General features: G+C 62.2%; 14 protein-coding genes. 11 read left to right on the forward strand and 3 right to left on the reverse strand.

Translation table 11 applies throughout. The features are described 5' to 3' along the window. Positions 1–48 precede the first annotated feature (48 nt). Both KVU_RS01855 and KVU_RS01860 read right to left on the reverse strand, forming a co-directional pair. Positions 49–1860: a M3 family oligoendopeptidase gene (locus KVU_RS01855; protein WP_013383617.1), complete on the reverse strand. Its 1812-nt coding sequence runs from the start codon at positions 1858–1860 to the stop codon at positions 49–51. An 87-nt stretch (positions 1861–1947) separates the two neighbouring features. Beyond that, positions 1948–2238 (reverse strand): SCP2 sterol-binding domain-containing protein, encoded by a 291-nt coding sequence (locus KVU_RS01860; RefSeq protein WP_013383618.1) that lies wholly within the window; start codon positions 2236–2238, stop codon positions 1948–1950. A gap of 136 nt (positions 2239–2374) precedes the next feature. Between KVU_RS01860 and KVU_RS01865 the strand changes: the two genes are divergently transcribed. The 11 genes from KVU_RS01865 (at position 2375) to KVU_RS01915 (ending at position 13857) form a co-directional block, all read left to right on the forward strand. Beyond that, positions 2375–2884 (forward strand): tetratricopeptide repeat protein, encoded by a 510-nt coding sequence (locus KVU_RS01865; protein ID WP_013383619.1) that lies wholly within the window; start codon positions 2375–2377, stop codon positions 2882–2884. A gap of 30 nt (positions 2885–2914) precedes the next feature. Further along, positions 2915–5770 carry a helicase-related protein gene (locus KVU_RS01870; protein ID WP_013383620.1) on the forward strand — a complete coding sequence of 952 codons (2856 nt, stop codon included), beginning with the start codon at positions 2915–2917 and terminating at the stop codon, positions 5768–5770. After that, the gene (locus KVU_RS01875; RefSeq protein ID WP_014537516.1) at positions 5767–6072 is read left to right on the forward strand and encodes an RNA-binding S4 domain-containing protein; all 306 of its coding nucleotides are present in this window, start codon (positions 5767–5769) and stop codon (positions 6070–6072) included. The genes KVU_RS01870 and KVU_RS01875 overlap by 4 nt, the downstream gene beginning before the upstream one ends. Before the next feature lie 141 nt (positions 6073–6213). Beyond that, positions 6214–6549, forward strand: a complete 336-nt coding sequence (gene fdxA / locus KVU_RS01880; protein ID WP_013383622.1) for a ferredoxin FdxA — start codon at positions 6214–6216, stop codon at positions 6547–6549. Positions 6550–6703: 154 nt separating this feature from the next. Continuing rightward, entirely contained in the window at positions 6704–7213 is a 510-nt protein-coding gene (locus tag KVU_RS01885) for a CarD family transcriptional regulator (protein WP_013383623.1), read from the forward strand. Between the two features lie 135 nt (positions 7214–7348). Next, a complete protein-coding gene (gene rpiA, locus KVU_RS01890) occupies positions 7349–8158 on the forward strand; it encodes a ribose-5-phosphate isomerase RpiA (protein WP_013383624.1) in 810 nt (269 codons plus the stop codon). Between the two features lie 3 nt (positions 8159–8161). Next, entirely contained in the window at positions 8162–9547 is a 1386-nt protein-coding gene (gorA, locus tag KVU_RS01895; protein WP_014537517.1) for a glutathione-disulfide reductase, read from the forward strand. Positions 9548–9648: 101 nt separating this feature from the next. Then, positions 9649–10848, forward strand: coding sequence for an FtsH protease activity modulator HflK (hflK, locus tag KVU_RS01900; protein WP_193365324.1), 1200 nt, complete (start codon positions 9649–9651; stop codon positions 10846–10848). A gap of 1 nt (position 10849) precedes the next feature. Continuing rightward, a complete protein-coding gene (gene hflC, locus KVU_RS01905; RefSeq protein WP_013383626.1) occupies positions 10850–11746 on the forward strand; it encodes a protease modulator HflC in 897 nt (298 codons plus the stop codon). Positions 11747–11980: 234 nt separating this feature from the next. Further along, the gene (locus KVU_RS01910; RefSeq protein ID WP_162467603.1) at positions 11981–13423 is read left to right on the forward strand and encodes a Do family serine endopeptidase; all 1443 of its coding nucleotides are present in this window, start codon (positions 11981–11983) and stop codon (positions 13421–13423) included. A gap of 110 nt (positions 13424–13533) precedes the next feature. Then, the gene (locus KVU_RS01915) at positions 13534–13857 is read left to right on the forward strand and encodes a 2Fe-2S iron-sulfur cluster-binding protein (protein WP_013383628.1); all 324 of its coding nucleotides are present in this window, start codon (positions 13534–13536) and stop codon (positions 13855–13857) included. Between the two features lie 18 nt (positions 13858–13875). Here KVU_RS01915 and KVU_RS01920 read toward each other — a convergent pair whose 3' ends face one another. Continuing rightward, the gene (locus KVU_RS01920; RefSeq protein ID WP_164928149.1) at positions 13876–14856 is read right to left on the reverse strand and encodes a hypothetical protein; all 981 of its coding nucleotides are present in this window, start codon (positions 14854–14856) and stop codon (positions 13876–13878) included. Positions 14857–14862: the final 6 nt, after the last annotated feature.

Consider the following 14862-nt stretch of genomic DNA (forward strand, 5'->3'; position numbering starts at 1 on the left):
ATCCAGCGCAAAATGGCCCGCAAGGGGGCTGCGGGCCATTGTTTGGCTTTAATCTTCCATGGATTCAAGCTCGTCGATGAATCCTTCGATCATCGACAGGCCCTTGTCCCAGAATTTTGGATCGGTCGCGTCCAGGCCGAAGGGCTTCAGCAGTTCCGAATGGTGCTTTGATCCGCCTGCCGAGAGCAGGTCGAAATACTTCTGCTGAAAGTCGGGATCGCCCTCGGTGTAGGCGGCATAAAGCGCGTTCACCAGCCCGTCGCCAAAGGCATAGGCATAGACGTAGAAGGGCGAATGGACGAAATGCGAGACATAGGTCCAGAAATTCTCGTATCCATCGGCGAATTCGAACGCATCGCCCAGGCTTTGCGCCTGCACCGACATCCACAGCACCGCGATATCGTCGGGGGTCAGCTCGCCTTCAGCGCGGGCGGCGTGCAATTTGCATTCAAAGTCATAGAAGGCGATCTGACGGACGACCGTGTTGATCATATCCTCGACCTTGCTGGCCAGCAGCGCCTTGCGCGCGGCTTTGTCGGTGGTCTGGTCCAGCACTTTGCGGAAGGTCAGCATCTCGCCAAACACCGATGCGGTCTCGGCCAAAGTCAGCGGGGTCGAGGACAGCAGCTCGCCCTGACCTGCGGCCAGACGCTGGTGGATGCCGTGGCCCAGCTCATGCGCAAGGGTCATCACATCGCGCGTTTTGCCAAGGTAATTGACCAGCACATAGGGGTGGACGGTCGAGACGGTCGGATGCGCGAATGCGCCCTGCGCCTTGCCCGGCTTCACCGCCGCATCAATCCAGCCATCGGTAAAGAAGGGCGCGGCAAGATCGGCCAGGCGCGGATCGAAATCGCCATAGGCCGCAAGCACCGTATCCTTTGCCTCTTCCCAGCTGATCGGGCGCTGGGGATTACGGGGCAGGGGCGCGTTGCGATCCCAGACCTGCAACACATCAAGGCCCATCCATTTCGCTTTCAGGCGGTAATAGCGGTGCGACAGGCGCGGATAGGCGGCGACCACGGCGTTGCGCAGCGCCTCGACCACCTCGGGTTCGACATGGTTCGCAAGGTGGCGGGCGGTTTGCGGGGTGGGGAAGCCGCGCCAGCGGTCCTCGACCTCTTTCTCTTTGGCCAGTGTGTTGTGGATGCGGGCAAAGGTTTTGACGTTCTCGCGGAACACTTTCGCCAGCGCGACATGCGCCGCCTCGCGCGTGGGGCGGTTGTCATCGGTCAAAAGGTTCAGCGTGGCTTCGATATTCAGCGTCTCGCCGTTCACCTCGAACGACAGGCCCGCCATCGTCTCGTCAAACAGACGGTTCCAGGCCGAGGCGCCGACCACCGATTGATCGTGCAGGAACTTTTCCAGCTCGTCCGACAGTTGATAGGGGCGCATGGCGCGCATCCGCTCGAAAATAGGCTGATAGCGGGCAAGATCTGCGTTTTGTGCGATCAAGCCATCCAGATGCGCATCGTCCAGGCGGTTGAATTCCAGCCCCCAGAACACCAGCGCGGTGGTGTCATTGGTGATCTCGTCCTGCATATCCGACAGGAATTTCGCCCGCTCGGAATCAGTGGTCATCTGGTAATAGCTGAGGCCTGCGAACGACATGATGCGGCCCGCGATAATGTCGATTTCCTCATAGCGTTTGACGGCGGCCAGCATATCGCCCGCCGACAGCGACGACAGCTTCCCCTCGTAATCGGCTTGGAATGCGGTGCATTCGCCCGCCAGCCAGTCCAGATCGCGGGCAAGCTCGGGGCTGTCCTCGCCGGGATAAAGATCGGTCAGATCCCATTCGGGCAGGGGGCCGATCGCGTTGCCGCCAATCGCATTCGCATCGAAAACAGGGGTTTTCATCGTATAAGCCTTTGTTGTTCAGGCAAGAGATAGGGGCAGATGCAGGGTATTGGAACCCTGCGCCGCCATTCATTCAAACAGGGTCGGTCATTCAAACAATGTAGAGAGCCGCATCGCCAGACCCATATCGCCATCGACCTGCAATTTGCCGGTCATAAACGCGGTCACGGGGTTCGAATGGCCGGCGATCAGCGACTGGAACACCTCTTCGCTGGCCGATAGCGTCACATCAGCGGGACCGTCACCCACGGTAATGCCATTGGGCCCCGCCAGCACGGCGCCGCGGTCGGTGATGTGAAATTTCACTGTGCCCGGAATATCTTGACCTGCGACTTTGTCGGTCAGGATCGCGGCTACATGGTTCAGAAAATCGCTCATTCAATTGCTCGTCTATCAGAGGTGGGCGGTAATCGACCGGATGTGAAGCCTGCCCTCTGGCGCGGCGGCCGATTTCATTTACACTGGCACTATGCGTAAGGCGTCGGAAATAGCAAAACAGATTCTCGTGGCGGCAATGCTGCTGGTGACGGCTGGCCCCGTGTTGGCTGAAGCCACTGAATCCGAGCTGATGGAACAGTTGCGCACCGCCGAGGACCCCGAGGCCGCGACCATCGCCGAGGAAATCCGCGCGATCTGGGCGCATTCCGGTTCGGCCACCATCGACCTGCTGATGCGCCGCGCCGAAGCCGCCAGCGAGGCCGAGGATAACCGCAGTGCCATCTGGCATCTGTCCACCGTCATCGACTATGCGCCCGATTATCCCGAGGCCTATCTGGAACGCGCCCGCGCCTTTTTACGCGAGGGGCAGGCCGGTCAGGCCGCTGCCGATCTGGCCACTGTCATAAAAGCCAACCCCGAAAATTTTGACGCATTGCGCCTGTTGGGCATTACATTCGCGATCATTGGTGATACCGAAGCCGCCGATCTCGCGTATGCGCGCGCGCTTGCACTTTATCCTGCCATGCCTGCTCCGCGCGGGGGCCAATGGGGCCCCGATGGCGCGGCTGACGGCACGGCAATCTGACGACACCCGATTACGGGTCAAGGGGGAAACATGCCAACGCCCACGCGCGTGACCGCCGTTCTTGGCCCAACGAACACCGGCAAAACCCATTACGCGATCGACCGGATGCTGAGTTATCGCACCGGCATCATCGGCCTGCCTTTGCGCCTTTTGGCGCGCGAGGTCTATGACCGCATCGTTGCGGCGCGTGGCCCCTCGGTCGTGGCGCTGGTGACGGGCGAGGAGCGGATCATCCCCGACCGCGTGCAATATTGGGTCTGCACGGTCGAGGCGATGCCCGACGGTATGGGCTGTGATTTCGTCGCGATTGACGAGATCCAGCTCTGTGCCGACCCGGAGCGCGGCCATATTTTTACCGACCGCCTGATGTATGCGCGCGGCTTGCATGAGACGCTGTTTCTGGGGTCTGAAACCATGCGTCCCGCGATTGCGGCGCTGGTGCCCGGCGTGCAGTTCATCCGGCGCGAGCGATTCTCGACCCTGACCTATACCGGCCCGCAGAAAATCGCGCGTATGCCCGAGCGCGCGGCGATTGTCGCCTTCTCGGTCGACGAGGTTTATGCCATCGCGGAATATATCCGCCGCACGCGGGGCGGGGCGGCTGTGGTGATGGGCGCGTTGTCACCGCGCACCCGCAATGCGCAGGTGGCTTTGTTCCAAAGCGGCGACGTCGACTATCTGGTCGCAACTGACGCGATCGGTATGGGGCTGAACCTGGATATCAGCCATGTCGCCTTCTCGGCCCTGCGTAAATTCGACGGCCACCGGATGCGCGATCTGCACGCAGACGAGCTGGCGCAGATCGCAGGCCGCGCGGGCCGCCACCTGTCCCCCGGCACCTTTGGCGTCACCGGCGATGTGCCGGAAATGGACGCCGAGGATGTCGCCGCGATCGAGGCGCATCAGTTCCGTCCCGTCTCGCGTCTGCAATGGCGCAATTCCCGTCTGCAATTTGGCAGCGTGAACCGCCTGATCCAGACGCTCGAGGAAAAGACTCAGAACCCGTGGTTGGGCCGCGTGCGCGAAAGTGACGATCTGGCCGCGCTCAAGGCGCTGGCGGGCAACCCAGAGGTTTTCGCCCGCGCGACGGATGGAAAATCCGTGCAACTTCTGTGGGATGTCTGCCGAATCCCCGATTTTCGCGGCCTTGGCCGGGGCGAACATGCTGGCATGTTGGCAACGATTTACAACTTTATGCACCAATTTGGTGCGGTTCCCGGCGATTATCTGGCGCAGCAAGTTCAGCGTCTTGACCGCACCGACGGGAACATTGACACTCTTGCCAAGCGCCTCGCGCATATCCGCACTTGGACCTATGTCAGCCAACGCAAAGGCTGGGTGCGGGAAGAAAGCCATTGGCGCGCCGAAACGCGCGCTGTAGAAGACCGTCTGTCAGACGCATTGCATAATGCGCTGACGCAAAGATTTGTGGACCGGCGGACAAGCGTCCTCGCCCGCCGGCTCAAGCAGAAGGAGGTCCTCGTGGCCGAAGTGAGCGACAAGGGTGAAGTGACGGTCGAAGGCGAATTCGTCGGCCGGCTTGAGGGTTTCCGTTTCCGTGCCGATAAGGCCGCAACACCGGATGAGGCCAAGACATTGCGTCAGGCCGCCGCTGTTGCGCTGGCGCCGCAATTCCATCTGCGGGCCGACCGTTTCTATAACGCCCCCGATACTGAGATTGATTTCACCGAGCAAGGTGGTCTGATGTGGGGCGAGCATGCCGTCGGCAAGCTGGTCGCCGGGTCCGAACCGCTGCGCCCGCAAGTGACTGTTTTCGTTGATGAAGAGGCTGGCGCTGAGGTCATCCAAAAGGTGCAGCGCCGTCTGCAGCACTTTATCGACCGCAAAATCGCCGCCGCGATGGAGCCGCTTTTGGCCCTGACAAAGGACGAGGCTTTGACCGGCCTTGCCCGCGGTTTTGCGTATCGGATGGGCGAGCATTTCGGCATCATTCCCCGCGGCGAAGTTGCCGACGAGGTGAAGGCGCTGGACCAAGAGGCGCGTTCTGCCCTGCGCAAGCATGGCATCCGCTTTGGCCAAATGACCGTGTTCCAGCCGCTGCTGCTGAAACCCGCGCCGACCCGTCTGCGTCTGGTTTTGTGGTCGCTGGCTAAGGGCTTGAACGAATTCCCCGATGCGCCGCCGCCCGGTCTTGTGACCGTGCCCGCCGTGCAAGGTGCGCCCGCAGGCTACTATGCGATGGCGGGTTACCGCGCCGCAGGCGAGCGTGCGATTCGCATCGATATGCTGGAACGCCTGGCCGATATGCTGCGCGACAAAGACAGCCGCGCGGGTTTTGAGGCCTCGGCCGACATGCTTTCGATCACCGGCCTGTCGCTGGAACAATTTGCCGCACTGATGGAAGGCATCGGCTATCAGGCCGTGAAAGCCGAACGTCCGAAAGTCCGCGCGGTGAAGGCCGAAGAGCCTGCTGTTTCCACTGAGGAAACCGCTGAAGCCGCCCCCGAAGCTGTTGAAACCCCCGCCGAAGGTGCCACGGATGTGCCTGCCGAGGTCGAGGTCTTTTACACCTTCACTTGGGGTGCGCGTCCGCAGCGCCGCGAGCGTCCCGAGGGTCAGCGTCGCCGTCCGGCCGCCGCTGCCGCCACCGCGCCCGAGGGTGCGACCGGCGACAAACCGGCCCGCAAGGGTGGTGACCGCCCCCGTCGCGATTTCAAATCGGATGCGAAACCCGAAGGCGAGCGTAGCGAAGGTGGTCGTCCGCGCGGCAAGGGCGGCAAGCCCGGCCAAGGTCGTGGTGACAAACCGCGCGGCGATAAGCCCGCAGGCCGTCAGGCTCCGTTCGAGGCGCAGGCGCCCCGTCCGGCCAAAATCGACCCCGACAACCCGTTTGCAATGGCATTGGCGAGTTTCAAGACCAAGTGAGCGAGCCGCGTTTAACTCTTCGACTGGATAAATGGCTTTGGCACGCCCGCTTTTGCAAAAGTCGTGCCATTGCCCATGCTTTGGTGGTCGAGGGGCGCATACGCGTGAATGGCCAGCCGACCGATAAACCCGCAAGGGCGGTCGGCTATGCCGATGTGTTGACCTTTATGCAAGGTGGACGCGTGCGGGTCGTGCGGGTGCTGGATATCGGCACCCGTCGCGGCCCGGCAGAGGAAGCCCGGCTGCTGTATGAAGATCTGACAGCCGACACTGCACCCTCTGCCGTTGTGCCAGAGATGTAAGTGCCAAAGAACCCGGTGCCGTAGATCTGATCCGCAAATCATCCGGCCTGCCTTGACATGGCGGATGCTTGGGCGCATCCCTCGGCCCCAGATTAGCCGGGCGGCGCGCCGCCGAAGCCGTTGTCTTGTGGAAGCCTGCCTATGACCTATGTCGTGACCGAAAACTGTATCGCCTGCAAATACACCGACTGTGTCGAAGTGTGTCCGGTCGATTGTTTTTACGAGGGCGAGAATACGCTGGTCATCCATCCCGACGAATGTATCGACTGCGGTGTCTGCGAGCCGGAATGCCCCGCCGACGCGATCCGTCCCGACACCGAGCCGGATATGGAAAAATGGGTCGAGTTCAACCGCAAGTATTCCGAGATGTGGCCCGTGATCACATCGCGCCGCGATCCGCTGCCCGGATATGAGGAAATGGACGGCAAGCCCGGTAAACTGGCGCTTTTGTCGGAAAATCCCGGTCTGGGTGGCTGAATTGGCGGCGATGGCCGCTTTGAAGCATGCTAATTTTGTGCTATATATAGCCTAAAGGTTGTACCGCGATCCCATGATGGCATCGGCATGCACCGCCTCGAAGGGGTAATCCCCGTCGGGGCTGTCGGCAGTTGTCGGGACAGGAAAGGATATTATGAGCAAGTCGAAGAAGCCGGAATTCCACCCGAATGACTATATCGTCTATCCCGCGCATGGGGTTGGCCAGATCCTGTCCATCGAAGAACAGGAAGTCGCCGGCTTCAAGCTGGAACTGTTCGTCATCGCCTTTGAAAAGGATAAGATGACCCTGCGCGTGCCGACCAATAAGGCGATCGAGATTGGTATGCGCGCGCTGGCCTCTAGCGATGTGGTCGATCACGCGCTGAAGACGCTGAAGGGCAAGGCCAAGGTTAAAAAGGCCATGTGGTCGCGACGCGCACAGGAATATGACGAAAAGATCAATTCGGGCGATCTGATCGCGATCGCCGAAGTTGTGCGCGACCTGCACCGCGCCGATGACCAGCGCGAGCAAAGCTATTCCGAGCGTCAACTTTATGAACGCGCGCTAGAGCGTCTGACCCGCGAGCTGGCCGCTGTGAACGGCAAGGACGAGGTCTCGATGGCGCGCGAGATCGGCACCTTGCTGGTAGGCCGCGCGGCGTAAAGCCCCGACAAAATTAGCAGAAATCAGCCCCGCAAGCCTTGGTTTGCGGGGCTTTCCTTTGCGGATCGGGGATTGCCCCCTCGCGCCCTGAGCTGAAAAGCCCTATAAGGCCTTCGCGCTGCACACGAGGGCCCAATGACGACTTTTAATCCCGCTGAATTTGCACCGACCGGGCTGACACCTGTGGAGATGGCGAAATTCGCCTCGGCCCGGCGTGCCAGCTATTTCGTCGAACAGGGGATGCGCCTGGGGCTGGGCACCGGGTCAACGGCATTTTGGTTGGTGCGCGTGCTGGGCCATATGGTGCGCGAGCAGGGCCTGCAGATCCGCGCCGTGCCAACATCCGAGCGCACGGCCGAACAGGCGCGCGCCGAGGGGATCGACGTGGTCACCTTGCAAGATGTGGGTTGGCTCGATCTGACGATTGACGGCGCGGATGAATTCGACCCCGCGTTGAACCTGATCAAGGGCGGCGGCGGCGCACATCTGCGCGAGAAAATCGTTGCAACTGCAAGTGACCGCATGATTGTGATCTCCGATGCCAGCAAGCAGGTTGATACGCTGGGGGCCTTTCCGCTGCCGGTCGAGATCGTCCCCTTTGGCTGGCAGGCGACGCGCCACCTGATCGAGGAATCGCTGCTGGGCGTTGATGTTGGCGCGCGCAAAAGCACCCTGCGCATGAACGGCACCCAGCCCTATACGACGGATGAGGGCAATCTGATCATCGACCTGCACCTCAGCCGAATCGCGAATGCGCGGCAGTTGTCGTTGATGCTCAATCAAATTGCGGGCGTGGTTGAAAACGGGTTGTTCGTCGATATCTGCGATACAGTCGTCATTGGTCACCCAGACGGATCGGACGAGGTGATTGACCTTGTTGCAGATAGCGGTCTGACCGATGATAGTGACGCGTCGGATAATATTTTCAAGGACATCGCGGATTAACCCATGGCATATGATTACGATCTTTTCGTCATTGGTGGCGGCTCGGGCGGGGTGAGGGCTGCGCGTATGGCGGCTGCGGCGGGCGCGCGTGTTGCGCTGGCCGAGGACGACCGTATGGGCGGCACCTGCGTCATTCGCGGCTGCGTTCCCAAAAAGCTGATGGTCTACGCATCTAGCTTTGCAGAGCTGCCGCTGGAAGCGGCCGCCTTTGGCTGGGAATTTGGCGAAGGCACGTTCGATTGGGCGCGGTTCCGCACCAGCCTGAATGCCGAGCTTGACCGGCTCGAGGGCGTATACGAGCGCCTGTTGTCCGGCTCGGGCGTCACCACCTATAAGGCGCGCGGCGCAATCGCCGGCCCGAACGAGGTGCGCCTGTCGAGCGGCGAGAGTTTCACCGCCGGCCATATCCTGATCGCCACCGGCGGCCGCCCGCAACGGCCCGAAATGCAGAACGCGGGCTTGGGCCTGGTGTCGGATGATGTCTTTGCGCTGCCCAACCTGCCGGGGCGGATGCTGATCATCGGGGGCGGCTATGTCGCCAGTGAATTTGCAGGCGTTTTCAATGGCTTTGGCACGCGCGTGACGCAGGCCTATCGCGGCGCGCAGATCCTGCGCGGCTTTGATGGCGAGGCGCGCGACCACGTCGCTGCCGGGATGCAGCGGCGCGGCATTGACCTGCGTCTGAATACCGAAATCGCCGCCATGGGTCCCGCAGGAAACCCCGACCAGCCTGCCCCCGAGGGGTACCGCGGACCAATTGCCGTGCGGTTCAGCGACGGGCGCGAGGAAGAATTCGATACCGTCTTGTTTGCCACCGGCCGCAATCCGAATACGCGTGATCTCGGCCTGTCGGCGGTCGGCATCACGCTCGGCGCGCGGGGCGAGGTGCCTGTGGATCAGTATTCGCAGACCAGCGTGCCCTCGATCTATGCTGTGGGCGATGTGACCGACCGCGCGGCATTGACGCCCGTCGCGATCCGCGAGGCGATGTGCTTTGTCGATACGGTTTTCCGTGGTACGCCGACTGCGATGGATCACAGCCTTGTCGCGACTGCGGTATTCACGCAGCCCGAGATCGGCACCGTGGGCCTGTCCGAGGAAGACGCCCGCGCGCGCGGCCCGATCGAGGTCTATGCCACCACCTTCAAGCCGATGCGTTCCGCCTTTGCAGGCGGCGAAGAGCGGGTGCTGATGAAGCTGGTCGTCGATCAGGCGACGCGCAAGGTGCTGGGCGTTCATATTGTCGCGCCCGAGGCGGGCGAGATGATCCAACTTGCGGCAATTGCCGTGACGATGGGGGCCACCAAGGAGGATTTCGACCGCACGGTCGCGGTCCATCCGACGATGGCGGAGGAACTGGTCACGCTACGCAATGTGACCCGTATGTAGTTTGGGACGTTTTGGCCTTGATTTACAGGGCTGAAACCCCATTTGAGAAGCGAGTAAGATGGGCGGTTTCACCGCCCCCGAAAGAGGGAAGCAGAGGCTCTATGTCTGGAAACAACGGGGGCCCCTGGGGCGGCGGCGGAAATCGTGGCAATGGGGAAGAGGATAATCGGCCAACGGGGAATAATAACGGCCCCCGTCGTCCGGGTAATAACGAAGGGGGCAATGTCCCCGAACTTGACGCGCTGATGAATCGCGGACGCGAGCAGTTGCGCGTTCTGATGGGCGGAAATGGCGGCGGCAACGGGCAGGGCGGCAATGGTCGTGGCCAGATGCCCCGTCCGAAAATGAATCGCGGTATCATCATCGCGGGTGTCGTTGGTGCGATTGGCCTGTGGGCCTTTTCGTCGTTCTATACGGTGCGCCCCGAAGAGCAGTCGGTTGAGCTGTTCCTTGGCAGCTATCACCAGATCGGCGAGCCCGGCCTGAACTTTGCGCCTTGGCCGCTCATCACGCATACCGTCGTCAACACCACGTCCGAGCGGACCGAAATCGTCGGTGCATCGACCGCAGGGTCGGCGGCGTCGGGTGCGGGTCTGATGCTGACCACCGATTCCAATATCGTTGATATCGGCTTCCAAGTGGTCTGGAACATCAATGATCCGGCCAAGCTGCTGTTCAATATCGCAGATCCGCAGTTGACCGTGAATGCTGTCTCGGAATCCGTCATGCGCGAGATTATCGCCGCATCGCTGCTGTCGCCCATTCTGAACCGCGACCGCGGCCTGATTGCCGACACCGCGCGCGAGCGTATTCAGGCGATCCTTGACGAATATGACAGCGGCATCGCCATCATCCGTGTCAACCTCGAGCGCGCCGACCCGCCGCTGGAAGTCATCGACAGCTTCCGCGAAGTGCAGGCCGCCGAGCAGGAGCGTGACCGGTTGGAGCGTGAGGCCGATGCCTATTCGAACCGCGTCATGGCCGCATCGCGCGGTCAGGCTGCCCAGGTGATCGAAGGGGCCGAGGCGTACCGCGCGCAAACCGTCAACCAGGCTTTGGGTGAGGCATCGCGCTTTAACTCGGTCCGGGTCGAATATGAACTGGCACCGGATGTGACGCGTCAACGTCTGTATCTGGAAACGGTGGAAAGCGTCCTCAGCAGCACAGGCGCGGTTGTGCTTGACCCGTCGCTGACAGGCGCGGGCAATGGTGTCGTGCCGCTGCTGCCGCTGACGGATATGATGAACACGAACAATGCAGCCGGCGCAGTGGTCGGAACGACGAACGGTCAGGGGAACTAAGATGAAAAGCTCTACCGGAATTGGACTGTTGATCGGCGTCGCTGTTATTGCTTTTGTCGCCGCAAATTCGATTTTCGTCGTGGACGAGCGTGAAAAAGCGCTGGTGCTGCAGTTCGGTCAGATCCGTGACGTGCGCGAGACGCCCGGCATCGGCTTTAAGCTGCCGTTCATTCAGGATGTGGTCAAATATGACGACCGTATCCTGTCGCTGGACACGGACACGATCGAAGTCACCCCCTCTGATGACCGCCGTTTGGTCGTTGACGCCTTTGCCCGTTATCGCATCGCCGATGTGGTGCGGTTCCGCCAAGCGGTGGGCACCGGCGGTTTGCGTCTGGCCGAAGATCGTCTGCAATCCATCCTGAACTCGCAAATCCGCGAAGTCTTGGGGGCAAATCAGGTGACCTCGGATACGATCCTGTCGTCGGATCGGGGCGAGCTGATGAACCGCATCCGTGATCGCGCGCGCAATGCCGCCGCGAGCATGGGTCTGGACGTGGTTGATGTGCGTCTGAAACAGACGAACCTGCCCAGCCAGAACCTGGACGCGACCTTTGCCCGTATGCGGGCCGAGCGTCAGCGCGAGGCCACGGACGAGGTGGCGCGCGGTAACGAAGCCGCACAGCGTGTGCGCGCCTTGGCGGATCGTACCGTGACCGAGACGATCTCGGAAGCCGAGCGCGAGGCCAATGTCGTGCGCGGTGAGGCGGATGCAGAAGCGGCCCGTGTCTTTGCCGACGCTTACGGCGCAGATCCGGCATTCTTCGCCTTCTACCGCTCGATGCAGGCCTATCAGACTGCGCTGACGCAGGGGAATACCCGCATGGTGCTGACCCCGGATAACGAGTTCTTTAACTACCTTTACTCGTCGGACGGCCCGGCTAGCGCACAGCAATAACAGGGTGGGGCGGCCTGTCAGGGTCGCCCCATTTCATTTGAAACAATCCTCACTTCCGTATGAAGCACGCCGAGTTGTCCGGTGCGGCCATTGCGAAAGAGGGGCGGCACGTTAAATATTCGACGCGTGGCGACGCCTATGTTGCCCTGCTAACCTGAGGAGACTGTCGTGACACAGAAACCTGATCTAGGCCTTCTGTCGCTTGTCCGGCCCCGCAAACTTGTTTCCGCGCTGATGCTCGGCAGTGCCCTGACGATGGCATTGCTGCCGCAAGTTCTGCCCGCGCAAGAGGTCGTGACCCCCGTTCAGGCCCTGACGCCTGAGCAATCCCCCGTCGAAATGCGCCCGCTGTCCTTTGCCGATCTGGCCGAACAGGTCAGCCCCGCCGTGGTGAATATTACCACCAGTATGCTTGTGGCCGCGCCGGGTGGAAACAACCCCGCCGAGGGCACCCCGTTCGAAGATTTCTTCCGTCAGTTCGGCCCCCGTTCGGGCGAGCAGGCCCCGACGCAACGCGCCAATGCATTGGGTTCGGGTTTCGTGATTTCGGCGGATGGTTATATCGTCACGAACAACCACGTGATCGCCGATGCCGATCAGATCCAGATTGAATTCTTCTCAGGCGACAGCCTGCCTGCCACTGTGGTTGGCACCGATCCGAACACCGATATCGCGCTGCTCAAGGTCGAGGCGAGCGATCTGCCCTATGTTGAATTCGGCGATTCCAGCGAAACTGCGGCGCGCGTCGGCGACTGGGTCATGGCGATGGGTAACCCGCTGGGGCAGGGCTTCTCGGTCTCGGCCGGGATCATCTCGGCCCGCAACCGGGCGCTGTCTGGCACCTATGACGATTACATCCAGACCGATGCGGCGATTAACCGGGGCAACTCGGGCGGGCCGCTGTTCAATATGGAAGGTCAGGTGATCGGCGTGAACACCGCGATCCTGTCGCCCAACGGCGGCTCGATCGGGATCGGCTTTGCCATGTCCTCCGAGGTGGTCAGCGGCGTCGTTGGCCAGTTGCGCGAATTTGGCGAAACCCGTCGGGGTTGGCTGGGTGCGCGCGTGCAGGCCGTGACGCAGGATATGGTCGGCGCGCTGCCGGGGCTAGAGAATGCACGCGGCGCGTTGATCTCTGACGTGCCCGAGGGTCCGGCCCGCGAGGCTGGCCTGCAGGCTGGCGATGTTGTGCTGACCTTTGACGGCGCGACGGTCACGGATTCGCGCGGCTTTGTGCAGATGATCGGGGCAGCCGGTGCGGATCAGACCGTGACGCTGGGCGTGCTGCGCGATGGCGAAACATTTGATCTGGCGGTGACTTTGGGGCGCCGCGAAGAGGCCGAGGGCCAGCTAACCCCGCAGGGCCTGCCGACCGAACAGTCGCAGTATGAGGGCCTTGGCCTGACCCTGTCGCAGATCACGCCGCAAATCGCGCAGCAATTCAACCTCGGCACCGATACCGGTCTGGTCATCACCGAGATTGATCCCGCAAGCGAAGCCGCTGCGCGCGGTCTGGCGGTGGGCGATGTCGTCAGCGATGTCGCGAACACCCCTGTCGCAACCCCCGCACAGGTCGAAGAGATCGTGACAGCGGCGCGCGAATCCGGTCGCACCTCGGTCATGCTGCTGGTGCGTCGCGGTGGCGATCCGCGTTTCGTGGCACTGCCGCTGGAATAAGCAATCTTGGGGCGCCTGCGCATGTGGGCGCCCTTTTTGTATCCCGCGCTCTGGTATCGCCGGGGCAAGGGCGTTAAGAACCCGCCGATATCAAAGTCAAAGGCACGCAAATGGCACGCATTACCTATGTCGAATTCAACGGAACCGAACATGTGGTGGATGTGCCGACCGGCCTGACAGTGATGGAAGGCGCGCGTGATAACGGCATTCCGGGGATCGAGGCTGATTGCGGCGGTGCCTGTTCCTGCTCGACCTGTCATGTCTATGTCGATCCCGCTTGGGTCGATCAATTGCCGCAGCGCGATCCGATGGAAGAAGACATGCTCGATTTCGCGCTGGCCCCCGATCCGGTGCGCTCGCGCCTGAGCTGCCAATTGCGCGTGAACGATAGCCTTGACGGGTTGCGCGTCGATATGCCCGAGCGTCAGATCTGATCTGGCGAGAGACGCAGCTTAGGTCGCGCCTGCGATTTGCAACGCATAGGTGCGCCCGCGTTTCACATAGTTAATGACATTATCGCCGATGGCGGTCACCTGACCGCCGTCCAGCGCATCGCCCACGCGCACCACTTCGACGCGGCCATTTGACAGGCGCACCAAAGCGCGGCGGTCGTTTTGGCGACCCACCACCCCGATCAGGTTCATCTCGCGCAGGTTCATTGCGCCGGCGATTGTGGCGGATTGCGCCACCGATTGCGGGACGGCACCGGTCGGTGATCCGGGAACGACGACTTCATCCTCCTCAGCGGCCTCCTCGCGCGTCGGCGCATTGGCGGGGTTTGCGGCGGCTGCCGCGGCAGCGGCTTGCGCGGCCGCTTGGCGCTGGGCCTCGGCAGCGGCTTGCTGCTGCGCGGCGGCGACTGGGTCGGGCGCGTTTTGCATGATGGAACTCAGCGCCGCGACCACATCACCATTGGTGCTGGCGGCGGGGACAGGCTCGGCCACCGCGACCGCTGCGGCGGCAGCGGCTGCCGCCACGATGGCTTGGGGCCGCTGCAGCGGCATGGGCACGACAGGCGCGTTCAGCGCCAGCGCGGCGGCCTCCTCAATCGCGGTGGGGCGCAGGGCGGGGCGCATGACGGCGGGGGCAGGCGCGGCCGCAGGTGCGGCATCCTCGGTCAGTGCGGCCAAGGCGGTTGCGGCGATGCCTGCGGCGGTGGCGTCAACCTCTGGCGCAAGGGCCGCCTCTGATTCAGCGGTGGCGTCTAGGGTCGCGTCGGGCGCTATAAGCGCTTCGGCTGGCACCAGATCGTCAGGCCGGTTCGGCGGCACAGTGGCGGGACGTCCGGCGTAAATCATCATCCCATCAGGCATTTGCGTGCCTTCGGGCGTGGCGGCGACAAAACCGCGAGCATCGCGGGGCAGGCGTGTGCCCGCGGCAGGCGGGGCGGGTTGCGCGGCCGGTGTATCGCCAATCAGCGCGGCTTCGGTCATCTCGGC

This window comes from Ketogulonicigenium vulgare WSH-001 (genome assembly GCF_000223375.1).
GTDB classification, from domain to species: domain Bacteria; phylum Pseudomonadota; class Alphaproteobacteria; order Rhodobacterales; family Rhodobacteraceae; genus Ketogulonicigenium; species Ketogulonicigenium vulgare.

Coding starts and splice junctions, on each gene's coding strand:
- hflK (WP_193365324.1), top strand. CDS start 9,649: ATGTCTGGAAACAACGGGGGCCCCTGGGGCGGCGGCGGAAATCGTGGC.
- hflC (WP_013383626.1), top strand. CDS start 10,850: ATGAAAAGCTCTACCGGAATTGGACTGTTGATCGGCGTCGCTGTTATT.
- KVU_RS01855 (WP_013383617.1), bottom strand. CDS start 1,860: ATGAAAACCCCTGTTTTCGATGCGAATGCGATTGGCGGCAACGCGATC.
- KVU_RS01885 (WP_013383623.1), top strand. CDS start 6,704: ATGAGCAAGTCGAAGAAGCCGGAATTCCACCCGAATGACTATATCGTC.
- KVU_RS01910 (WP_162467603.1), top strand. CDS start 11,981: ATGCTCGGCAGTGCCCTGACGATGGCATTGCTGCCGCAAGTTCTGCCC.
- gorA (WP_014537517.1), top strand. CDS start 8,162: ATGGCATATGATTACGATCTTTTCGTCATTGGTGGCGGCTCGGGCGGG.
- fdxA (WP_013383622.1), top strand. CDS start 6,214: ATGACCTATGTCGTGACCGAAAACTGTATCGCCTGCAAATACACCGAC.
- KVU_RS01915 (WP_013383628.1), top strand. CDS start 13,534: ATGGCACGCATTACCTATGTCGAATTCAACGGAACCGAACATGTGGTG.
- KVU_RS01870 (WP_013383620.1), top strand. CDS start 2,915: ATGCCAACGCCCACGCGCGTGACCGCCGTTCTTGGCCCAACGAACACC.
- KVU_RS01865 (WP_013383619.1), top strand. CDS start 2,375: ATGCTGCTGGTGACGGCTGGCCCCGTGTTGGCTGAAGCCACTGAATCC.
- KVU_RS01860 (WP_013383618.1), bottom strand. CDS start 2,238: ATGAGCGATTTTCTGAACCATGTAGCCGCGATCCTGACCGACAAAGTC.
- rpiA (WP_013383624.1), top strand. CDS start 7,349: ATGACGACTTTTAATCCCGCTGAATTTGCACCGACCGGGCTGACACCT.
- KVU_RS01920 (WP_164928149.1), bottom strand. CDS start 14,856: ATGACCGAAGCCGCGCTGATTGGCGATACACCGGCCGCGCAACCCGCC.